This is a genomic window from Nonomuraea sp. B10E15, assembly GCF_039871615.1.
GTDB lineage: Bacteria > Actinomycetota > Actinomycetes > Streptosporangiales > Streptosporangiaceae > Nonomuraea.
Map to the genome: position 1 here is coordinate 111896 of NZ_JBDPMB010000026.1, position 18847 is coordinate 130742.

An 18847-nucleotide genomic window follows, 5' to 3' on the forward strand; every position below is an offset into this window, starting at 1 on the left:
TCTCGGTCAGACCACTCCTCGGTGGCGCAGGTCATGGATCTCTTGCTCCTCGATCCCGGCGAGGTCGCGCAGGACTTCGGCGGTGTGCTCGCCGAGGGCCGGCGCGGTGCGGCCGATCGTGGCGTCGAAGCCGGAGAAGCGTCCGGCGGGCGCCTGCATGAGCCGCGGGCGGCCCGTCCTGTCGTCCGGCACCTCCACCACCGAGCCGCGGGCGCGGATGTGCGGGTCGGCGCAGATGTCGGCCGCCGAGTTCACCGGCCCGGCGGCCACGCCGGCGTCGACGAGCAGCGCCATCAGCGGCTCCAGGTCGTGCGCCGCGACGAAGGCGGCGACCCGCGCCTCGATCTGCTCGCGGTGCTCCAGCCGGGCGGTCATGGAGTCGTGTACGGCGAGGTCCGGGGCGTCCATGACCTTGACCAGCCGGCGCCACATCTGCTCGGTCGAGGCGGGCAGGGCCAGCCAGCGGCCGTCACGGGTGCGGTAGAGGTCGTTGGGGCTGATGTGCGGGTTCTGGTTGCCCTGGCGCTCGCGGTTCTCGCCGGTCGCGCCGTACTCGACGATGAAGTCCTCCATCATCCGAAGCAGCGGCTCGTAGAGGGGGATGTCGGCCAGCTGCGCCTGCCCGGTGAGGTCGCGCTGGCGCAGCGCGAGCATGGCGGCGAACGCGGCGTAGATGCCGGTGACGCCGTCGGCCACGGGATAGCCGGCGAAGAGCGGCGGCCGTTCCGGGGCGCCCGTGCGGTAGGTCAGACCCGCGAACGCCTCCGCGACGCGGGCGAAGCCGGGCCGGTCGGCGTACGGGCCGGTGCGGCCGAACGCGCTCACCTGGACCATCACCAGATCCGGCCGGTAGGCCCTGAGGTCGTCGAAGTCGATGCCGAACCGGCGCAGCGTCGCCGGGCGGAAGTTGGTCACCACGATGTCCACGGCCGCGGCCAGCCGCCCGACCAGACCGGCCGCCTCGGCGTGGTGCAGGTCGATCGTGACGCTGCGCTTGCCGCGGCCGAGCATCGCCCAGGCGGCCGACTCGCCGTCCTCCAGTGGCGGGTAGTGGCGCGCCGGGTCGCCGGTGGCGGGGTGCTCGACCTTGATCACCTCGGCGCCGAACTCGCCGAGCAGCGAGGACGCCAGAGGGCCGGCCAGGATCGTCGACACGTCCAGGACGCGCACTCCGCTGAGCGGACCGTTGGCCACTGGATATTCCTTTCACCTGGGGAGCGTCGGTAGCGGGATCGATGTGACTGTCGTCACCATGCCGTGCCATCGGCGTGCGGGGAAGACATGGATGGAGTTCACAGGTGGAAGGTTTTGCCTTTATGGTGGCGCGGTGCGGGTGGAACGGGCACGTTATTTCCTGGCCGCCGTCGAGACGGGATCGCTGCGCGCGGCGGCCGCCCGGTGCGGCGTCAGCCAGCCCACGGTCGGGCAGCAGATCGCGTTGCTGGAGGAGGATCTCGACGTCGTCCTGCTCACCCGCAGCCGGCACGGCGTGCGCCCGACCCCCGCCGGCCAGGCCCTGATCGAGGCGCTGCGCCGGCTGGTGGAGGCCGAGGAGGCGGTGCGCGAGTCGGCGATGCGGTCGAGCGGCGCCTACCGCGGCCGGGTGCAGATCGGCGGCGTCACGGTGACGGTCGAGACCATCATCGCGCCGGTCGTGGGCCGGTTGCGCCGGCACCATCCGGGGCTGCGCTTCGCCGTCCGCGAGGGGGCGTCGTCGGCCGTCGAGACCGCCGTGCTGGACGGCGCGCTGGACTTCGGGGTGATCACCACACCGCTGGCCCCGGCGGCGCCGGGGCTGCGCCGGATCCCGCTCATCTCCGCGCCCCTCGGGGCGTACGCGCGCACCGACCATCCGCTGGCCGGGCGCGAGCAGATCCACTGGCGTGATCTCGAGACGTGGCCCATCGTCACCATGCGGGCGGGCACCGTGATGTGGGAGACGCTGCACCGGCACGTGGCGGCCCCGGACGTCGTCGTGCAGGCCATGTCGGCGCGGACCGTCAAGGTGATGGTCGGCCAGGGCGTCGGCCTCGGCGTCCTCGCCGGTTTCGACACCTCGGCCGACATCACCGACCTGGTCTGGCTCCCCATCTCCGACGCGCAGCCCGTCCACCTGTGCCTGACCCAGCGCCAGGACAGCCGGCCCTCGCCGTCGGCCCTCATCGTCCAGCGGCTCATCCGCGCCAGGGCCGGCGAGCTGGCCGGCGGCCCGGTCAGCTGATGGAGCAGGTGTTGACCACGTCCCCGGAGGTCTGGCGGGGAATGGTGGCACTGGGCGGGGGCTTGTGGCCGCCGTGGGCCGTCCAGCGTTCGAGGGCCTCGAACGCCGTCCGCATGCAGGGCAGCAGCGGCCGCATCCGGTCGGGGAACATGTCGTACTCGATGTCCAGGTGGGAGGCGCCTTCCATCCTGTAGTAGCGGTGCAGGGCAGCCCTGCCCTGCTTGCGCACCAGCTCGGCGTACGGGTCGCCGTGGACCGCGATCGGCAGCAGAGTGTCCAGCGTCCCGTGCACGGTGATCAGCGGCTTGCCGATGCGGCCGCTCATCGAGGCCCGCCGCACCACCTTGTGCACGCTCTTCGGGCGCGCGTAGTAGTCGTAGTCGGCGTCGCAGTTGGGCGTGCCGCTCTCGCAGAACGGGATGCCCGCCTCCAGGTCGCCGTCGTACTCCGGGTCGATCTCCTCGCGGGCGCGGCGCTGCGTGCCGTCCCAGATGTTGCGGTAGTTGAACTCCCACAGGAACTCCGAGCCGGGGGCGAAACCGGCCCGCAGCATCGCGGCGTGCGCCTCGGGGTCGCCGTTCTCGGCGTACTTCGGGTAGTTGCGCAGCGCCACCGGCAGGTAGACCAGCGCGTTCGGGCCATTGTCCGGCGGCCAGTACGTGCCTTCCGCGTCGACGCCGCCGTCGTACAGCTCGGGGTGGTTCTCCAGCGCCCAGCGCACCAGCTGGCCGCCGTTGGAGATGCCCGCCGCGTACGTCCTGCGCAGCGGCTTGCGGTAGTGGCGGGCGACGGTGGCCTTGGCGGCGACGGTGATCTGGGTCATCCGGTGGTACCACTCGACGTAGGCGTCGCCTGGCCGCCTGCCGTCCTTGTAGAACTCCGTGCCGCCGTTGCCCTTGTCGGTCGAGGCGTAGGCGTAGCCCTTGGCCAGCACGAAGTCGGAGATCGTGAAGTCGTTGGCGTACTGGCGGCGGTTTCCCGGCGCGCCCGCGACCACCAGCCCGCCGTTCCACTTCTTCGGCAGCCGGATCACGAACTGGGAGTCGTGGTTCCAGCCGTGGGTGGGGTTGGACGTGGAGTCGTCCGGGAAGTAGCCGTCGATCTGGATCCCCGGCACGCCGCTCGGGTTGCGGGTGGCCGCCGCGTGCAGCCCCGCCCAGTCGGCGGCGTCGGTGTGCCCTGAGGCGACCGTACCGGCGGTGGTCAGGTCGTCCAGGCAGGTGGCGACCTGGTGTTGCGCGCCCGGTACGTGGACCTTGCCCATGCGGGAGCAGCGGGTGTCCGCCCGCGCGGGCGACGTCACCGGCACCAGAGGGACCGCAACGAGCGAGGCCAGCAGGGCCGAGAAGACAGCAGATCTGCGAAGGAGAAGGGGCATGTGCGACTCCCTGGGGTCCGGTCCGATGCGCAGACCGGCGTGGTTCAAGGCGCTATGGGGGCCTTTTGTCTGATCACGGAGGTTACTAAGCGCATAGTCAGGTGCGGAGGGTCACTTGTCAACCAGTGACCCTCCGCAGCGCGCGCGGGGCCTACGTGCCCGCAGGGGTGACCAGCTTCAGCGCGAGCCCGGCGTAGAACTCACCGAGCTGCTCCGGCGAGTCGGGGCCGTCGAGGCGGTACCAGCGGACCAGATCGATGCTGAGCGACAACATCGCGCGCGTGACCCGCCTGACGTCGACCTGCGCGAACGTCCCGTCGGCCACGCCGCGCGCGACCGCCTCCCGGAAGTATCCGTTGGTCCGGTGGCGCAGCTCCACGATCTCGCCGTAGTGCTCGGCCGTGAGGGAGTTCAGCTCCATCTGGCAGACCCGCGCGGTCACGTGGTGGCGGGCATGCCACACGGTGTACGCCGAGACGATGGCGCGCAGCCGGTCCGCCGAGCTCTCCACCGCCAGGATGGACGGGTCGCGTACGCGCTCCAGGACCCGCTCGTGACCGACCCGGATGATCTCGAAGAGGACGAGTTCCTTCGAGGGGAAGTGCACGTAGAGGGCGGCCGGGCTGAGCCCGACGCCCCCGGCGATGTCGCGCGTGGTCGTGGCGTGGAAACCGTTCGTGGCGAAGCAGCGCACCGCCGACGACAACAGGCGGCGCTGCACCTCCCCCAGGTCCTGCCTCCACAGGCCGGGGGAATGGTCTCGCAGCCGGGGATCGTCCGCCAAGTCCTGTGCGGTGAATCGGGCCTGCCGTCTGGCCATCCGCGACCCTCGCCCCTTCGACTCCGGGTGCATGGTTTCGATGCCGCCCGCCCGACAGGCCGGCCCTGCCCCGCCACGAGCATTCTACGAGCGACCATGCGCCCAGCCGCCTGGCTGATCAGTCCGCCCGGATCACCGGGGGCGGCGAGCCCGCGATCAGGTGAGCGACAGGCATCCCGTGCTCGCGCAGGGACCAGCCGGGCGGCGCGCGAGCACCGCGCCCTTGCCGGCAAGAAGCTCCCGCGGCGACACGTCCCTGACGTTCCCCAGCGACGTGTCACCGCGATGGGCACAGACCCAGAGCTCGCCGTCGGAATTCACGAACACGCCTTCCTGGCCCGTCACGCACGACCGGATCATGGGGATCCGGCCGGACATCAGGAAATGCCGCAGCCTCTCGAAATAGACCCGGCTCTTGAAGGCGTCCGCCGACTCGTCGATGACGCGCAGCAGCTCGGTGCGTTCAGCGGGGGTCAGGGTGCTCATGCTGAGCGGATGGCGGGACGGCACCGACACCGCGAGCAGCTCGACCTGCCATTTCCGCTCCCGCGCCCGGCGTACGAGCTCCTCGACCTCCCTCCAGTTGAGACTGGTCACCACCATGACGATCTGCAGCGGCACGCCCGCCGCGTCGAGACGTTCGATGCCCGCCAGGGTCGCCTTCGTGCCACCGCGAACCTGGTCGGCCGCGTCAGAACTCACATGGTCGATGCTCACGTCGGCGCCGCATCCCAGCCGCGACAGCGCCTCGGCGATCTCGTCGGTCACGCGTACGGCGTTGGTGAAGACGCGGACCGTGTCCACGTGCCGGCGCGCCACTGCCGCCAGCTCCACGAGGTCCGGACGGAGCAGGGGTTCGCCACCAGTGAGCGCCACGCTCCTGACGGGCAGGTGAGCCGTGCACCGCCGCAGCCAGCCGTCGTAGTCGGAAGCCGCGAGCCGGCTGGGCGTGTAGCTGTACTCCCCTGTCTCGAAATAGCAGTAGGTGCAGGTCAGGTTGCACTGGTCGGCCACCATCCACATCTGATGGGTGAGCATCACCACTCCTTGTCGAGGGAGGAGCCACGGGAGAGCGGCAGGTCGAAGTGGAGCCGTTCGCGGCGGCGGCCGCCGATCAGCCCGCTGTCGCCGAAACCCACGTGCAACCGCCCATGGCTCTTTTCGAACAACGTGACGGGCGGGAGCCAGCGGGCTGCCTTGTTGATGCCTATGCCGAGCTCCACCATCGGAGCGTCGAACGCGGGCAACGCCCCGAAGCCCTCCTCCGGGGAGAGCCGTCCGCGACGAACCCGGGCGCGTACGTGCCCGCCGCGGCCCACGGACAGTTCGACGGCTCCGTCGAACGACTCCGGCGGAGCCACGACCCACACCTCTCCGTACGGCAGTTGCAGCACGGGAACGTCGAGGAGCGCGGAGGTGAAATCGTCCCTCACCTCGAACGGCCGGCTGACCTCCAGAACCTCCGCGTTCCCCGATCGCACCCTGAGCCGTGTGCTGTCCTGGAGCACGGCACGCAACTCCGCGCCGGCCGCGACCACGGTCTCCACGTCGGCCGACAGCGCGCTCAGGTAGGCGTTCCGCAGCGGATCGGCGGCCACGGCGGAGGTCATTCCGTGCGGGAAGTCGACGAAGACCACTTTGATCCCGCAGTCCAGCAGGCGGTAGAGGGCCCGGAGGTCAGCGCCGGCACCCCCGGGGCCGAAGGGGTCGTGATAGATGAGCACGTCAGCGGCGTAGGCGCGGCCGCCCGCGATCAGGCGTCCGCGGCCGTCCGGAGCGGGAGGCGCCCAGCAGCGGTCCCGCGCGGGCAGCCGGACATCGCCGACCTCCATGCCCAGCTCCCGTAGCGCTGCCGGCAGGCCGGTCCAGAGCGGATCGTCACCGCGCCGCACGAGCAGGACCGTCGCCGTGCGCCGGTCCAGTCGCGTGACCGCGTCCGCGATCGCGGCGATCGCCTGCCTCTCCGGTGGCAGCACGGACATCTCAGCCCTGCCGCGCCGGGAGGAGCCGGGCGTCGGCCGGGCTGCGCAGGCCGCACAGGACGGTGATGAGCCGTTCCCAGAACACGTGGAGGACGGCCCCGTCGCACTCGGCCACCCGGTATCCGCCGAGATGCAGCCAGTCCCGGCTCGTGCCGTCCCCGGGGGACACCCAGGTCGGACACCACTGGCGGGCCAGGCCGTGGTCCTCCCGCAGCGCGGTGCTGTCTGCGAGGTCGATGAGCCTGGCCACCGCCACAGGGTCACCGCCGCGCACCGCCAGCCGGGTCCCGCCGCTGCGCAGCGGGATCTCGACCGGCTGTGCCCCTACGGCGTGCAGCCGTCCGGTCAGCACGGCATGGGCTCGGGCGGGCCAGGCAGGAGGGGGATCGAAGAACGCCGGCGACCGTTCCGGCGTGGTGAAGCGGCCGAACGCCGCAACCGGCACACCATCACCCGCCGTCTCCGCCAGCCGGCAGATCAGCCCGGCGCCGAGGTCGGCCAGCTGGTCCTGCTCGGCGGTCGCATCCGCCACCACGAGCCGTTCCTCCCGTCCGCCGTCCTCTCCGGCCTCGTCGCCGGCGGAGCCGTCAGGGAAGGGCGGGAGGAAGGCGAAGAAACGCTCCAGACCGCCGCCGACGGCCTCCCCGACGGCCGCGTCGCCCGCCGCGACGGGCAGACTGACCTCGGGGAACTCCCGCCTTCTGAGCTCGACGTGGCAGGCCATCCTGAGGTCGCTGGCCGCCTCGAGATGCGGGACGGGGTCGGCGATGAAGCGGGGACGCACCGGGCGGCCGAGCCGGCGCCCGCCGCGCCCTTCGATCCTGGCCACCCGCAGGGTGTTCCGCGGGCCCGCACAGCCCCGGACCAGAACGGGTGACTCCGGCCGGAGCCCGAGGTCGCGCAGCAGGCCGGAGTCGACTCCGAGCAGGCGCAGCCAGCCGGTGGCCGTCGCGAGATAGAACGAACCCTTGTCCCTGACGAGCCAACCGGCATGGGTACGTGCCGCCCCCGCGTTCACGGCAGCACCACCGCCTCCCCGACCATCGCGGCCACCTGTGCCCCCGTGAACTCGGCCGGCTCGGCGGCGAGGGCACGAACGACGTCGTGCAGAGCGCGGGAGCCGGCCTGGAAGGCGGACAACCACCGCCTGGTGCCGACCGCGAGCAGGTCGTGATAGCGGTCCAGGGACAGGCGCGCGCGTTCGGCGGGCCCGACGCTGAACAGCTGCTGCAGCAGGCGTTCATCGTGCTGCCTGAGGTAGGACCGCGTGATCACGTCGTAGGCCGCGCCTCCCCAGCGTTCCCTGACGTACAACGCCTGCAGCGCCTCCGGCAGGCACTCCTGCGGCCAGAGGAACCCCGGGCCGGTGAAACGGACCCGGTTGCCGAACCATTGATGGGACAGCTCGTGCGGCAGGTACTGGCCGAACAGCGTGGCGGGGAAGTCGAGCAGGCCGGGGTGGACGGCGACGACGCCCGGGTAGCTGTAGGCGTACGCGCCGGGCACCGCCACGGCGACGACACTGACGTCGTCGATCGGCCCCAGCCAGCCGGTGAGCGTCCGAAGAATACGCGTGACCTCGCTGCCCGCGCGCCGGTCGGTCGCGACGACCTCTCCCTGCCGCACCTCGACACGGAGGCGGGGTTCGTCGCCTGGTGGCCAGGCCACAATGAACGGGGCTCCGTGGTGCGGATCCCTGCCGGAGATGAGTCCGCCCTCGCCGATCACCCGGGTCGTGACCCCGGCGACGTGGAAGTCACGCCCGGCCGGGCGGGCCAGCCACGGCTGCTCCGGCACCAGGCCGACTCGTGCGCCGAGGGGGATGGTGTAGGCGATGCGTACGCTGCTCGCGCCGTGCGAGCCGGCCAGGGTCAGCCGGTCCTCCTCGTGCCGCCAGGACATCGGCGAGCCGTCCCCTCCGCGGCATTCCAGCACCTGGCAGCCGGGGCTCAGCGACACCACGAGCACGTCACCGGGGTCGCGCTCGATCCGCGTCTCAACGTGGAGGACGTCGCGGCCGGCACGCAGGCTCGCCGACACGAGCGCGCGGTTCCTGGTTCTCACGACAGGCTCTCCTCAAGCTTCGCCGGCACGGCGACGCGCCGGCGAAGGGCGAGGAGCGGCAGCAGGGCGAGCGCCGTGATGGCCGTCGCCGCGAGCCAGACCTCGCGGAAACCGAACACCGAGATCAGCCCGCCGGCGCCGAGCGTGCCGACGACGCCGACCAGGGTCTGGATGCTCGACCTCGCGGACGTCCAGCTCGTCCGCTTCTCCGCGGGGACCAGGTCGTGCAGCCAGCTGCTGAAGGCCATCAGGTCAAGTCCCAGCCCGATCTCGTAGCAGACCAGGCCGACCGCCCACAGCGGCCAGTGGGGGGCGAGACTCATCATCAGGTATCCGGCGACGCACGCCAGCACGCCCGCCGCGGACAGTGCCGCCAGGCCCCACCGGCGGTCGAGCAACCCGGCGAGCCAGGTCCCCACCGCCATCGCCGCGATCGAACCGGCCAGCACCACGCCGATGCCGCTTTCCGGCAGTCCGAGCTCCTGGGTGGCGAACAGCTGGTAGCTGAGCAGGAAGCTGGTGAAGCCGATATGGACCAGTGCACTCTTGTACAGGACGAGCCTCATCGTGGGATCGCGGACGACCAGCCGGGCGTTGGTCCACACCGTGGCGGGGAGGTTCACGAGCCTGCCCTGCGGATCACGGTTGTCGGTGCCCCCCAGCAAAACCGCCGCCGTGACGAACGCCAGCGCGGCGGCGGTGAAGAGCACCAGGTGCGCGCCGTGGCTGAGCAGCGGAGTTCCCACGAGGAGCGCCGCCAGCGCGCCGGCGATCATGGAAATGGTGGCGGCCCGCGACAGGACCGTCGTGCGCCGTGCCCCCGCACCGGCGCTCTCCAGCCGGTCGACGAGCCAGGCGGTGGGAGCTCCGGTGATCAGTGCCATGCCCGCGGCCCACACCACCATGGCCACGACGAAGCCGGGCGTGTCGGTGGCGAAGCCGTACATCAGCAGGCCGCTGCCCACGAGCACCGCTCCGGCCGCCGCGGTGCGCTTGCGGCCCCATTGGTCGGCGAGGTTGCCGGCCGGGAAGTCCACCACGGCGAGCACCACGGACCCGAGGGTCAGGACGAAGGCTATTTCCGCCGGCCCGAGCCCCTGCTCGTTCATGCGCAGGATGTAGCCCGTTCCGAACAGCTTGTCCACGACGCTGATCAGTACGCTGAAAAGGCCGAATGACAGGGCCAGCCGGCGCACCGACGGGTCATTCCTCACTGAGACCCCTTCCGACCAGGTCGACGGCGCCGTGCTGGGCCACCGTGGCCTCCATCTCTCCTTCGCCGCGCTCGGCGGCGACCTTGCGCAGCGCCAGATATCCGACGATCGGCGCCGTTGCCCGCCAGGGATCGAAGTAGGCACTCAGCACGAGGGAGGGGGCGTCGGCCGAGCCGCACACCTCCATCGCGGTCAGGTGCTCCGCCACTTCTCGGAACGGCCTGTCGCGTGCGTGGACGAGCAGGGCGGCGAGCGCCTGGCCGCAGTACTTCGCCATCCTCGCGTGGAACCGGGCGGTCACCGAGGGGTCATGGGCGGCAGCGGCGTACAGCTCCTCGCACCAGCGTCCCCATCCCTCGACGAACGCCCGGTTGCCGTGCCGGAGGCAGAGCAGGTGATCGTGGTGACCACGGGCCTGCGCGGTGTGCTGCCAGTGATGGCCGGGGAAACACTCGTGGGCCAGATCCAGTTCGAGGTCGGCCCGATACGCGTAAACGGCCGGCCGGACGAAGACGACCGCCGATCCGCCGCCACGTGATCCGGCGTTCTGGTAGCTCGCCGAGGTGACTCCGGGCACGGCGTCGTCAGACACGTCCAGGCGCAACGTGTCGAGGCATTCGCCGCCGCCGAACCTCGGTGCGAAGATGTCCGGGAGCCGTGCGATCAGCTTGCCGATCTCGTCCGCGGACCCCGGGACCAAGCCGGAGACCGGCGCCCGTGTGAGAGCGATCTCCCGCCTAGACCGGTCGAGCCGGCGCCGCAGGGCATGTTCGAGTTCGTCGGGACCGCAGGCGATGCCGGTACGAGCCCGCAGGCCCGTCTCCCAGACCTGCGCTCCCATGGGACGCATTGCACGGCCTGGCCCGATGGCCCGGGACAACCATGCCGAGAACCCGTCGATGGCCGCATCCGCCCGGGCCGTCTCGTCCGCGCATCCCCCGCCGGCGGCATCGCCCACCTGCCGCACCAGGCGACGGCCGGCGGCCAGATGGTGTACGGCGCGCCGGACGTCGGCCTGGCCGCACTCCTCGCGGTCGAGGTTCCGCATCGCCGAGCCGAAGAGGCCGGGCAGATTCGCCAGGAAGGCACGGACCCACGACGGCGGCAGCGGCCGATCGCGGAGGTTGCCCGCGGCCATCTGGGCAAGGACCCCGTAACACTGGCGATCCACCCAGAACTGCGGATCGCGCCGCCAGCTCAGCGCGGTGTCCAGTTCGAAGCGGCGGCCGTCCAGGCACCAGCGCAGGAGGCGCACCTGGTGATCGTCCGCCGAGCCGGACATCTGATCCACCTGGTCGCTGATCGATCGGTACGCCTCGCTCAGCGTGGCGGGGGCGACGGGCGTGGGCTCGATGGCGAACTCGTCCCATGCGAGCGCGTATCCCGGATGGTGCGTGACCGCGACCGTGAAGTACCGCTGTACGAGGCCGGCCCAGGTCGTGGTCATCCCTGGACCGGCAGCCCGGTGACCGCGCACTGCCCCGATCCCGTCTTCGGCATGATCATCACGTCTCGCATGGGGACGCCGAGCAGCAGGGCCATGAGCCGTTCCCACCCGATCGAGGTGTTGTGCAGCGGCGGCGCGCCGAACCGTAGGGCATCGAGGTAGTACCCGTACGTCTCCTCCGGGTCCGCCACCCCCGCGTCGGAGAAGTTCTTCAGCGCCTGCTCGTGATCCACTTCGTTCTGGCTGCCGCTCAGCACCTCGACACCGTTGACGACCAGGTCGTACGAATCGGAGAGTTCTCCCTCGGGGCCCACTCGTCGGCCGAAGAGGCACCTGCTGTGGTGCGAGTGCTCCTCCTGCTTCTCGTCGGACAGGAACGGCTGGCGCCGGATCCACACCGGGCCGAACGCGGGCGGCTGCTCGTTCGTGACGAGCGGGTGGAGGGCCTGCGCGAGCATGCGGACGAAGGCCTCGGCTCGCGCTCCGTCCGCGCACCCCACCAGAGCCACCGGTCCGGACGGGACCAGGTCGGGGATCAGGGCGCCGAGCGTGCCCGACCCGTCGGAGTCGTGCTGGAAGACCGCTTCCGCGCCCAGGTGCCGTTCGGCCATGCTCCGCAGCGCACGAGCGACGTCCGCGCCGCACTCGGGGACGATGAGCGCCCGAATCCGCTGGCCAGGCCGGCCGAAAGCATCCCCGTCCAGCACGGGCGTGGGGAAGGCGGCGTAGCGGTAGTCGGGGGTGTCCGAGCCGAACCTGCGCATGCAGGCGTCGTAGTCGATGACGGGAAACGGCGCCTTCCTCCACGAGGGGAGGCCCAGGGCGCTGCTCACCCTCTCGAACAGACCCTCAAGGAGGCGGAACTGCTCCTCCACCGAGGTGAACGTGACCGCGAGGTTGAGCTGGGTGAACTCGTGCGCCTTCAGCGGTGACGCGCTCCGTTCCGTGCGGAAGCACCGGCTGAACTGGAAGGCGCGGTCTATGCCGCCGATCGCGCACAACATCGCCGGCACGGTGGGCGACTGCAGCAGCCAGCTGCCCGATTCCGGGTCGGCGGGGCCGGTCACCCGCAGTTCGGACTCGCCGTACTCCCTGGTGGCCCGCCATAGTTGCGGCGTGTTGGCTTCGACGAAGTAGTGCTCCGCCAGATGGCTCCTGGCGGCCGTGACCGCCCGATCGGCGGCTCTGAGCAGGTCGACCGCCTCGCCGCTCCTGAACCTGAGATAGGAGTAGGGGGAATCGCTCCCGCTCACGTCCTCCGGCAGGGCGGCCGTCGCGGGCCAGACACGTGCCGACGCTCCGACGTACCCCGTGGCCGACCTGGTCGCCCGCACCTCGACGGCGTCGCCGGTCCGGACGCCGGCGAGCTCGGCGCACGGCACGATGGCTATGGACCCGGTCGAGTCGGCCACCTGTACGGTGTCCGCGGTCCGGCCGGTCACCCAGCCGCACACGCGGATCCTGCTGCCCGGCGGCACCGCCGCCGCCTCGGCGGCCATGGTCCGGGGGGTCATCGTCGCGTACCGATCGAAGGCCGGGTGAGCACGAAGGGCACCATGGTCTTGAAGAACTTGCAGCGGTCGGGGTTGAGACCGCCGCCGTTGAAGAGGCGCTCGAGCGTGCAGGGTCCGCCGCACACCATGCCGGCGACGCAGCCGTCGCAGTCGTCCACGGTCGTGGCGTCGTAGTGCCAGTCGGCCACGCGCTTCTGCGAGATCTGGTGCACGCTCGGGGTGGTGACCCGTTCGTCCTGGTGCCACACGATGCAGAACGACAGCGACCCGTCCGCTGCGACGTATCCGCCCCAGTGCGCTTCCTTGCCCGTCGGGTTGCCGTCGAAACAGCGGTCGGGCTGCGGCATGCGCTTGTTGATGAGCTCCACCAGGAAGGCGCCCAGCGAGTGGAACTCCACCCCGCGGCTGTTGCAGAACAGCCATGACTCCTGTACGGACCGGGAGAGCAACAGTCCGTCCACCTCCCAGCCGTCCGCCGTCGGCTGTGGGGCGTTCACCGCCACGCTCTGCGCGCCGAGCTCCTCGACCACGAACCGGACGATCTCCGGCAGGATCTCCACGGTCTCGGGCAACAAGGTGATGAGGAAGCGCGGCTCACCGCCGGCGGCCCGTATCTCCTTCACCGCCTTGATCACCAGGTCGTAGCTGCCGCGGCCGTTGTGGAACAAACGATGGCGGTCGTTGATCTCCTTCCAGCCGTCCAGGCTGATGGTGAGGCTGATGTCGTGTTCGGCCAGCCACCGGGCGCGTTCGCCGGTCATCAACGTGCCGTTCGTGGTCATCTCGTGGGTGAATCCCGCGATGCGCCCGGCCGCGACGGCCTCTTCGAGCGCTCGGGTGGTGTCCTGGATCAGATCCCACCTCAGCATCGGCTCCCCGCCGAAATACTGCACGGTCGGCCACCCGCCGAGGTTCTGCTGGATGAGCCATTCGACATGCTCGAGAAAGCGCTCGGCCGGGGCCGGCTGCTTGGGCAGATCCTTGTAGATGACCTCTTCGACGAAGCAGTAGTCACATTTCAGGTTGCACCGCTCCGTCAGTGACATGCGGAGAAAGCTGAACTTGCCGTCGCGGGTCTTGCGCTGCGCCAGGCGGATGTCGGTGAGCTTGTCGAGCAGGCGGCGCTCTTCGACCCGGTCCACGGGAACCAGCAGGCCAGAGTCCACGAGCACCTGCTCCGTCGCCGCTGACGCGGCTTCGATCGGGCGCGGCCGCTCGAACGAGCGCCACACGTCCGCGTCGTCCTGATCGCCCTCGAGCACCTCGAGCGTGAGGCTGTTGAAGAACGTGACACCCGCCTCCTGAGGCAGCACGTGCCCGTATTTCGACTGCTTGTAGATGGTCAAGTCACTCACCTCGCCTTGCCACGACCACTTGCGGGCCGTCATACGTCGACTTCCGTTGTCCGGTGGCGTAGTCGCCCACCAGTTCGCACAGGCGCAACCCGGCGGCCTTGAGCAGCAGCAACATTTCCGCCGGATACACGTAACGCATGGTCAGTTCCGTGAACAGCGCAGGGCCGAGCACCCCGTCGGGCCCTATCCGCCGGTGCGTCATGCGGAGTTTCTCCCGCTGGCTGAGCGGCTCCACCAGCACGGTCTGCTCCGCCAGGTATTCCGCGCCGTCGTGGGTCTGGAATCGGTGGGACTGCGCGGCGGCCGACCCGTCGGCCAGGAGGCGGAGATCCGGCGTGAAGATGTCGATGACCACGACCCCGTCGTCGGTGAGGTGGCGGCGCATGGTCGCCAGCGTCGCCAGCTGGTCGCGCTGCGTCAGGTTGTAGAGGAAGACGTTCCCCGGCATCGTGATGAGCGGGAAGCGCCGGCCGAGGTCGAGGTCGCGCATGTCGCCCGTGTGCAACGACAGCCGCTGCCGCACGTCGGCGGGCTCTGCCGCCATCCGGCGGCGTACGGCGCCGAGCATGCTCTCCGAGAGGTCGATCCCGACGACTTCGTGACCGTCCCTGGCGAGCGGGAGGGCGAACCGGCCGGTCGCCACCCCGATCTGGAGCACCGGGCCGCCGTACTTGGCCGCGAGCGAACGCAGGTGGTCGATCGCCGGGTTGCCCTCCCCGTCGGCCAGCAGCGGGGAGTGGTCGTAGAGTGCGGCCAGCTCGTCCCCATACCAGTTTCCCGTGTCGTCAGCCACAACACGCCCCCGCTTCCGCCACGAAGGGGTCGGCGGGCGCCAGAACCTCTTCGATGTCGCCCAGCCGCAGAACTCCCTGCAAGGTGAGCTCCAGATGATCGGGAGTCGCCTCGACCAGTTCCTCGGCGGCCATCCACTCGATCTCGGGTCCGAAGACGTCGTGCGGCGATGCGCCGAACCGGGCCTCGAACGCGTGGAGTGAATACCGCCGTTCGCGAATGCCGTAGGAGAGGTGCCGGACCATCCGCGCCCGATGGTCCAGGTGATCGGCCGTCACGGCGGTCTCGGCGCGGGTGCCGGCCAGTGCCACATAGCTGTTGATGTTGCGATCGTTCTCGTAGACCACGTCGTTCAGCTGGCTGGCGGCCGCCTGCCCCACGCCCAGCCAGTCCTGTCCCCTCATTTGCCACAACCCGTACTGGTGGTGGTGCTCGGGGCCGCGGCTGTAGTGGAAGCTCGTGTATCTCTCGTATCCGGCGGCCCGCAACATCGAGTCCGCGACCAGGAGTTGCTCCTGCCGCTCCATGAACTCCGTGCTGGACCGCCTGCCGGTCGCGATGAGCGAGTTGAGGCGCGTCTGCGGATAGACCCACAACGGGTACAGCGCGATGTGGTCGACCTCGAAGTCGAGGGCCGTCCGTACGTCGGCCGCGATCACCTCGGTTCCGCCACCGGGCAGGCCGTAGATCAGGTCGATGCCGACGGAGGGCAGGCCGGCCTGTTTCGACTGGGTGATGGCGCGCATCGCGTCGTCACGCTCGTGCCGGCGTCCGACGGCCTCCAGCACCTCGTCGTCGAAGGTCTGCACGCCCATGTTGAACTTGATGTTGCCGGCGGTCCTGAGGACCTCCAGCTTGTCCGGGGTCACGGACGTGGGGAATCCCTCGACCAGTATTTCCGCATCCGGGCTGCCCCTGAGGTAGTGCCGCATCCGAGCCAGCAGGTCGTCCAGCTGGCGGGGGCTCAACATGGTGGGTGTCCCGCCGCCGAGTTGGGCGGTCTCGAACGAGGCGTCGCGGAAGGCGCTGTCCTCGGCGTAGAAATCCAGCTCCGTGTTCAGCGCTCCGGCGTACCGGTCGATCAGTTCGGGAGTCACGCTCTTCCCGACGACGGTCACAAAATCGCAGAAATAGCATCGCGTTACACAGAACGGCACATGGACGTACAGTGCCAGCGGGTCGGATCCGAGGCGAACCTTGCGCACCTGGTCGACCTGCTGTTCAGTGCTCGGCATTTTCGGCTGGAATCTGACAGGAAAGGGCAGGGATGTCTTACTCGCTCCCCTGCTCGTGCTCAGGTCGTCGGTCATGGGCGCAGATCCTCGAGAATCGTCACACGCGGGTCAGGCGGCGCCCACCGATCTGTTGGGCCGGGGAGCGCCGCCCCTTGCTGCATCGACGACTATGCGACTAGTCGTTTTCCTGCCGGCCGTCAGCGATGGCGCTGATCAGCTCCTGCTCGAAATCTCCGAAATCGGCGAAGTCGGAAGTGATGATGTGCCCGGACCGGGAACACGGGTTGCCCTCGGGGGCGGACATCTCGATAACCTTTGGCTTCAGCATTTTGACACCTCCTCTGTTTTTCCTGCTGTTTCGAGCATAGGATTCACTGCAGCTGGCAACCGGCAATTACTTCGGCAAGATGCGGCATTTCCGGCACTATCGCGGATCCAGCAGGGACCGATGCCAGGCGGGGCTGACGTTGCCGCCCGACATCACGGCCGCGACCGGTCCGCGGTCCCTGCTACGCCCCCGGAGCATCGCCGCGCAGGCGACGGCCCCGCTGGGCTCCGCGACGATGCCCTCGGACTCGGCGAGCAGGCGCGCCGCCCGGGCGATCTCCGTCTCCGAGACGGTCTCCATGGCATCGGCGAGCCTGCGCACCAATGGCCACGCGTGGTGGCCCAGGCTGGGCACCCGCAACCCGTCCGCGACGGTTCTGTAGGTGTCGGCGACAGGCCAGGCGGTCAGCTCCCCCCGCCGGAAACTCTCGCAGGCGTCCGCCGCCAGTTCCGGCTCGACCCCGATGACCCTGGTCGTCCCCAGCCCTTTGAGGGCGACCGCCGTGCCCGCCAGCAGGCTTCCCGTGCCCGTGGGCAGGTAGACCGTGCCCAGTTCCCGGCACTGCGCCGCCAGTTCCAGGCCCACGGTGCCCTGCCCGGCGATGACCTCGGGCAGGTCGCAGCCGATCAGCGCGAGACCGCGTCGATCGCGGATGTCCGCCGCGACGGCGTCCAGGGAGTCGGGATCGGTGACGACGACATCGGCACCGAGCGATCTGAGCGCGTCGACCTTCACCTGCGGCGCGCTGTGCGGGACCACGACGGTCGCCGCGACCTTCAGGAGCGCGGCGGAATGGGCGACCGCACGTCCGTGATTGCCCGACGACGTCGCGACCGCACCTGGCAGCGCCCTCGCGTCGTGGAGCTTCAACATCGCGAAGAGGGCTCCGCGGATCTTGAAGGAGCCCGTGGGCTGCCCGTGTTCCGTCTTGAGCCAGACCGGCCAGTTCCCGGCCGTCCCCAGCCGGCGCAACGGGGTACGGGGAAGGTGCGGCTCCAGCCGTTCAGCCGCCTCGATGACATCGTCGAGGACCACGGCGCCGGCGGCGGCCAGGGGCGGTTCCATGAGGCTCTCGCCATCTCCGGTCACGGTATGGAGGCCAGCAGGACGCGACGCACCAGGTTCAGCAGGACGATCTCCGGTGACGTACCTCGGTTCTCCACGCGTACGAGTCCGGCCGCGGCCATCGCGTCGACCAGGGCGATGGCCGCGGAGACGGAGAGCTCCAGCTCGGCCGCGACGTCCTCGATGGACCACCGCTCAGTGCTTCGCGCCAGCCGGCGCGCGTGCTCGCGCTGGTGGCCCGTCAGGACGTCGCAGCTGTTCGCGACCGCCTCCCAGACGGGACCGAACTCGCCGGGCAACGCCCGGTCCGGCGTACCATCCGCGGCCGTGATCAGGTCGTGGAGCAGCACCTCCACGCTGAGCTCCGCGCTGCGGGCGGCCGCGATCTCCAGGGCGAGCGGGATGCCGTCCAGGTTCCGGCACACCTCGGCAACGGTCGCCGGGTCGGCATCGGGAAGGCCCGAACCGGTCCGCCCCTGGTGCATGCGATCGAAGAACAGCCGGACGGAGTCCGTCTCCGCAAGCTGGGCGGGAGCGTTCCTCCTCGGCGGAACGGGGAGCGGCGCCAGCCGGAGCGACAGCGCTCCCCTGGCGCGCCACGGAGCGGCCGTGGTCGCCAGCACCCGCAGCCGCGGACAGGCGCGGAGGAGGGCGAAGGCGAAGCCCTCGACGGAGGAGCCGCCGGGCAGCCCGTCCAGAACGATCAACGCGTCGTTGCCGCCGATCAACCGGGCCAGCCTGGCGCTCGATCCGGCATCACCGCGGATCGCGTCCAGGGCGACGACCACGGCGGGTGCCTGGGGCAGCCCGCCGTCCGTACCCTCCCCCAAAGGGACCCAGAGGACGGGCCAGCCGTTCTGTTCACGCAGGCGCAGCGCCACCTCCATGGCCAGCCGGCTCTTCCCCACGCCGCCGAGGCCGCTGATCACCGCGAGCCGGCTGTCTCCGGCGGTCAGCGTACGGCTGAGGGCGTCCCGGTCACCGAGGCGGCCGACGAACGAACTGAAAGGGTGCGGCGGGCGGGGATCAAGGCCGCCGTCGGCGGGCTCGGCTCGTGCGGCGGCATCGTTCAGCAGGGCGCACGAGATCCTGTCCAGCTTGAGCGTGCCGGCGAGCAGGTCGAGGGTCTGCCGCCGCGGCTTTCTGATGCACCCGGATTCGATATTGCGAACGGTGCGAACGCTCACGGTGGACAGATCCGCCAGGTGCTGCTGGCTCAGTCCACGTTGCTCCCTGTGCTCTCTCAAGAGGTCGCCGAGCCCCAGAGGCCTCACCACAGGCTCGGCGAACATGTTGTCGAATGGTTTATCCGGCTAATGGCCCCGGTTCCTTGCGTTGGCCGGTTAACGCTTTCAGCCGACTCGAGTAGCGAGTCGGCGGAGTTGCTCTTCGTGGTGCCGGACGCGAGCGGCGACGGCTTCCAGAGCGGTTT

Annotated in this window: 17 protein-coding genes; 1 reads left to right on the top strand and 16 read right to left on the bottom strand. The window is 70.3% G+C overall.

The window, feature by feature from the left end; all coding sequences use genetic code 11:
* Positions 1–6: 6 nt before the first annotated feature.
* Positions 7–1194 (bottom strand): CoA transferase, encoded by a 1188-nt coding sequence (locus ABGB14_RS42950; RefSeq protein ID WP_347649644.1) that lies wholly within the window; start codon positions 1192–1194, stop codon positions 7–9.
* 133 nt (positions 1195–1327) lie between these two features.
* Here ABGB14_RS42950 and ABGB14_RS42955 point away from each other — a divergent pair, with 133 nt between their 5' ends.
* Positions 1328–2221, top strand: coding sequence for a LysR family transcriptional regulator (locus tag ABGB14_RS42955; protein WP_347649645.1), 894 nt, complete (start codon positions 1328–1330; stop codon positions 2219–2221).
* Here ABGB14_RS42955 and ABGB14_RS42960 read toward each other — a convergent pair.
* From ABGB14_RS42960 to ABGB14_RS43030, 15 genes are all read right to left on the bottom strand, one after another.
* Positions 2214–3599, bottom strand: a complete 1386-nt coding sequence (locus ABGB14_RS42960; RefSeq protein ID WP_347649646.1) for a tannase/feruloyl esterase family alpha/beta hydrolase — start codon at positions 3597–3599, stop codon at positions 2214–2216. The genes ABGB14_RS42955 and ABGB14_RS42960 overlap by 8 nt on opposite strands.
* A gap of 151 nt (positions 3600–3750) precedes the next feature.
* Positions 3751–4419, bottom strand: a complete 669-nt coding sequence (locus ABGB14_RS42965) for a TetR/AcrR family transcriptional regulator (protein ID WP_347649647.1) — start codon at positions 4417–4419, stop codon at positions 3751–3753.
* Positions 4420–4575: 156 nt separating this feature from the next.
* Complete coding sequence (locus ABGB14_RS42970; protein WP_347649648.1) at positions 4576–5457, bottom strand: radical SAM protein; 882 nt, start codon at positions 5455–5457, stop codon at positions 4576–4578.
* Entirely contained in the window at positions 5457–6401 is a 945-nt protein-coding gene (locus ABGB14_RS42975; RefSeq protein WP_347649649.1) for a hypothetical protein, read from the bottom strand. The genes ABGB14_RS42970 and ABGB14_RS42975 overlap by 1 nt, the downstream gene beginning before the upstream one ends.
* A 1-nt stretch (position 6402) precedes the next feature.
* Positions 6403–7419 (bottom strand): hypothetical protein, encoded by a 1017-nt coding sequence (locus tag ABGB14_RS42980; protein WP_347649650.1) that lies wholly within the window; start codon positions 7417–7419, stop codon positions 6403–6405.
* A complete protein-coding gene (locus ABGB14_RS42985; protein WP_347649651.1) occupies positions 7416–8465 on the bottom strand; it encodes a hypothetical protein in 1050 nt (349 codons plus the stop codon). Before ABGB14_RS42985 ends, ABGB14_RS42980 begins: the two co-directional genes overlap by 4 nt.
* Positions 8462–9679: an MFS transporter gene (locus ABGB14_RS42990; RefSeq protein ID WP_347649652.1), complete on the bottom strand. Its 1218-nt coding sequence runs from the start codon at positions 9677–9679 to the stop codon at positions 8462–8464. The genes ABGB14_RS42985 and ABGB14_RS42990 overlap by 4 nt, the downstream gene beginning before the upstream one ends.
* A complete protein-coding gene (locus tag ABGB14_RS42995) occupies positions 9669–11126 on the bottom strand; it encodes a DUF885 family protein (RefSeq protein WP_347649653.1) in 1458 nt (485 codons plus the stop codon). The genes ABGB14_RS42990 and ABGB14_RS42995 overlap by 11 nt, the downstream gene beginning before the upstream one ends.
* Positions 11123–12640, bottom strand: coding sequence for an amino acid--tRNA ligase-related protein (locus ABGB14_RS43000; RefSeq protein WP_347649654.1), 1518 nt, complete (start codon positions 12638–12640; stop codon positions 11123–11125). The genes ABGB14_RS42995 and ABGB14_RS43000 overlap by 4 nt, the downstream gene beginning before the upstream one ends.
* Positions 12637–13986 carry a radical SAM protein gene (locus ABGB14_RS43005; RefSeq protein WP_347649655.1) on the bottom strand — a complete coding sequence of 450 codons (1350 nt, stop codon included), beginning with the start codon at positions 13984–13986 and terminating at the stop codon, positions 12637–12639. The genes ABGB14_RS43000 and ABGB14_RS43005 overlap by 4 nt, the downstream gene beginning before the upstream one ends.
* 1 nt (position 13987) lies before the next feature.
* Positions 13988–14788: a methyltransferase domain-containing protein gene (locus ABGB14_RS43010; protein ID WP_347649656.1), complete on the bottom strand. Its 801-nt coding sequence runs from the start codon at positions 14786–14788 to the stop codon at positions 13988–13990.
* Positions 14781–16097 (bottom strand): coproporphyrinogen-III oxidase family protein, encoded by a 1317-nt coding sequence (locus ABGB14_RS43015; protein ID WP_347649657.1) that lies wholly within the window; start codon positions 16095–16097, stop codon positions 14781–14783. The genes ABGB14_RS43010 and ABGB14_RS43015 overlap by 8 nt, the downstream gene beginning before the upstream one ends.
* 100 nt (positions 16098–16197) lie before the next feature.
* Positions 16198–16350 (bottom strand): hypothetical protein, encoded by a 153-nt coding sequence (locus tag ABGB14_RS43020; protein WP_347649658.1) that lies wholly within the window; start codon positions 16348–16350, stop codon positions 16198–16200.
* A gap of 96 nt (positions 16351–16446) precedes the next feature.
* Positions 16447–17439, bottom strand: coding sequence for a threonine/serine dehydratase (locus ABGB14_RS43025; protein WP_347649659.1), 993 nt, complete (start codon positions 17437–17439; stop codon positions 16447–16449).
* Positions 17436–18707 carry a helix-turn-helix domain-containing protein gene (locus ABGB14_RS43030; protein ID WP_347649660.1) on the bottom strand — a complete coding sequence of 424 codons (1272 nt, stop codon included), beginning with the start codon at positions 18705–18707 and terminating at the stop codon, positions 17436–17438. The genes ABGB14_RS43025 and ABGB14_RS43030 overlap by 4 nt, the downstream gene beginning before the upstream one ends.
* Positions 18708–18847 lie beyond the last annotated feature (140 nt).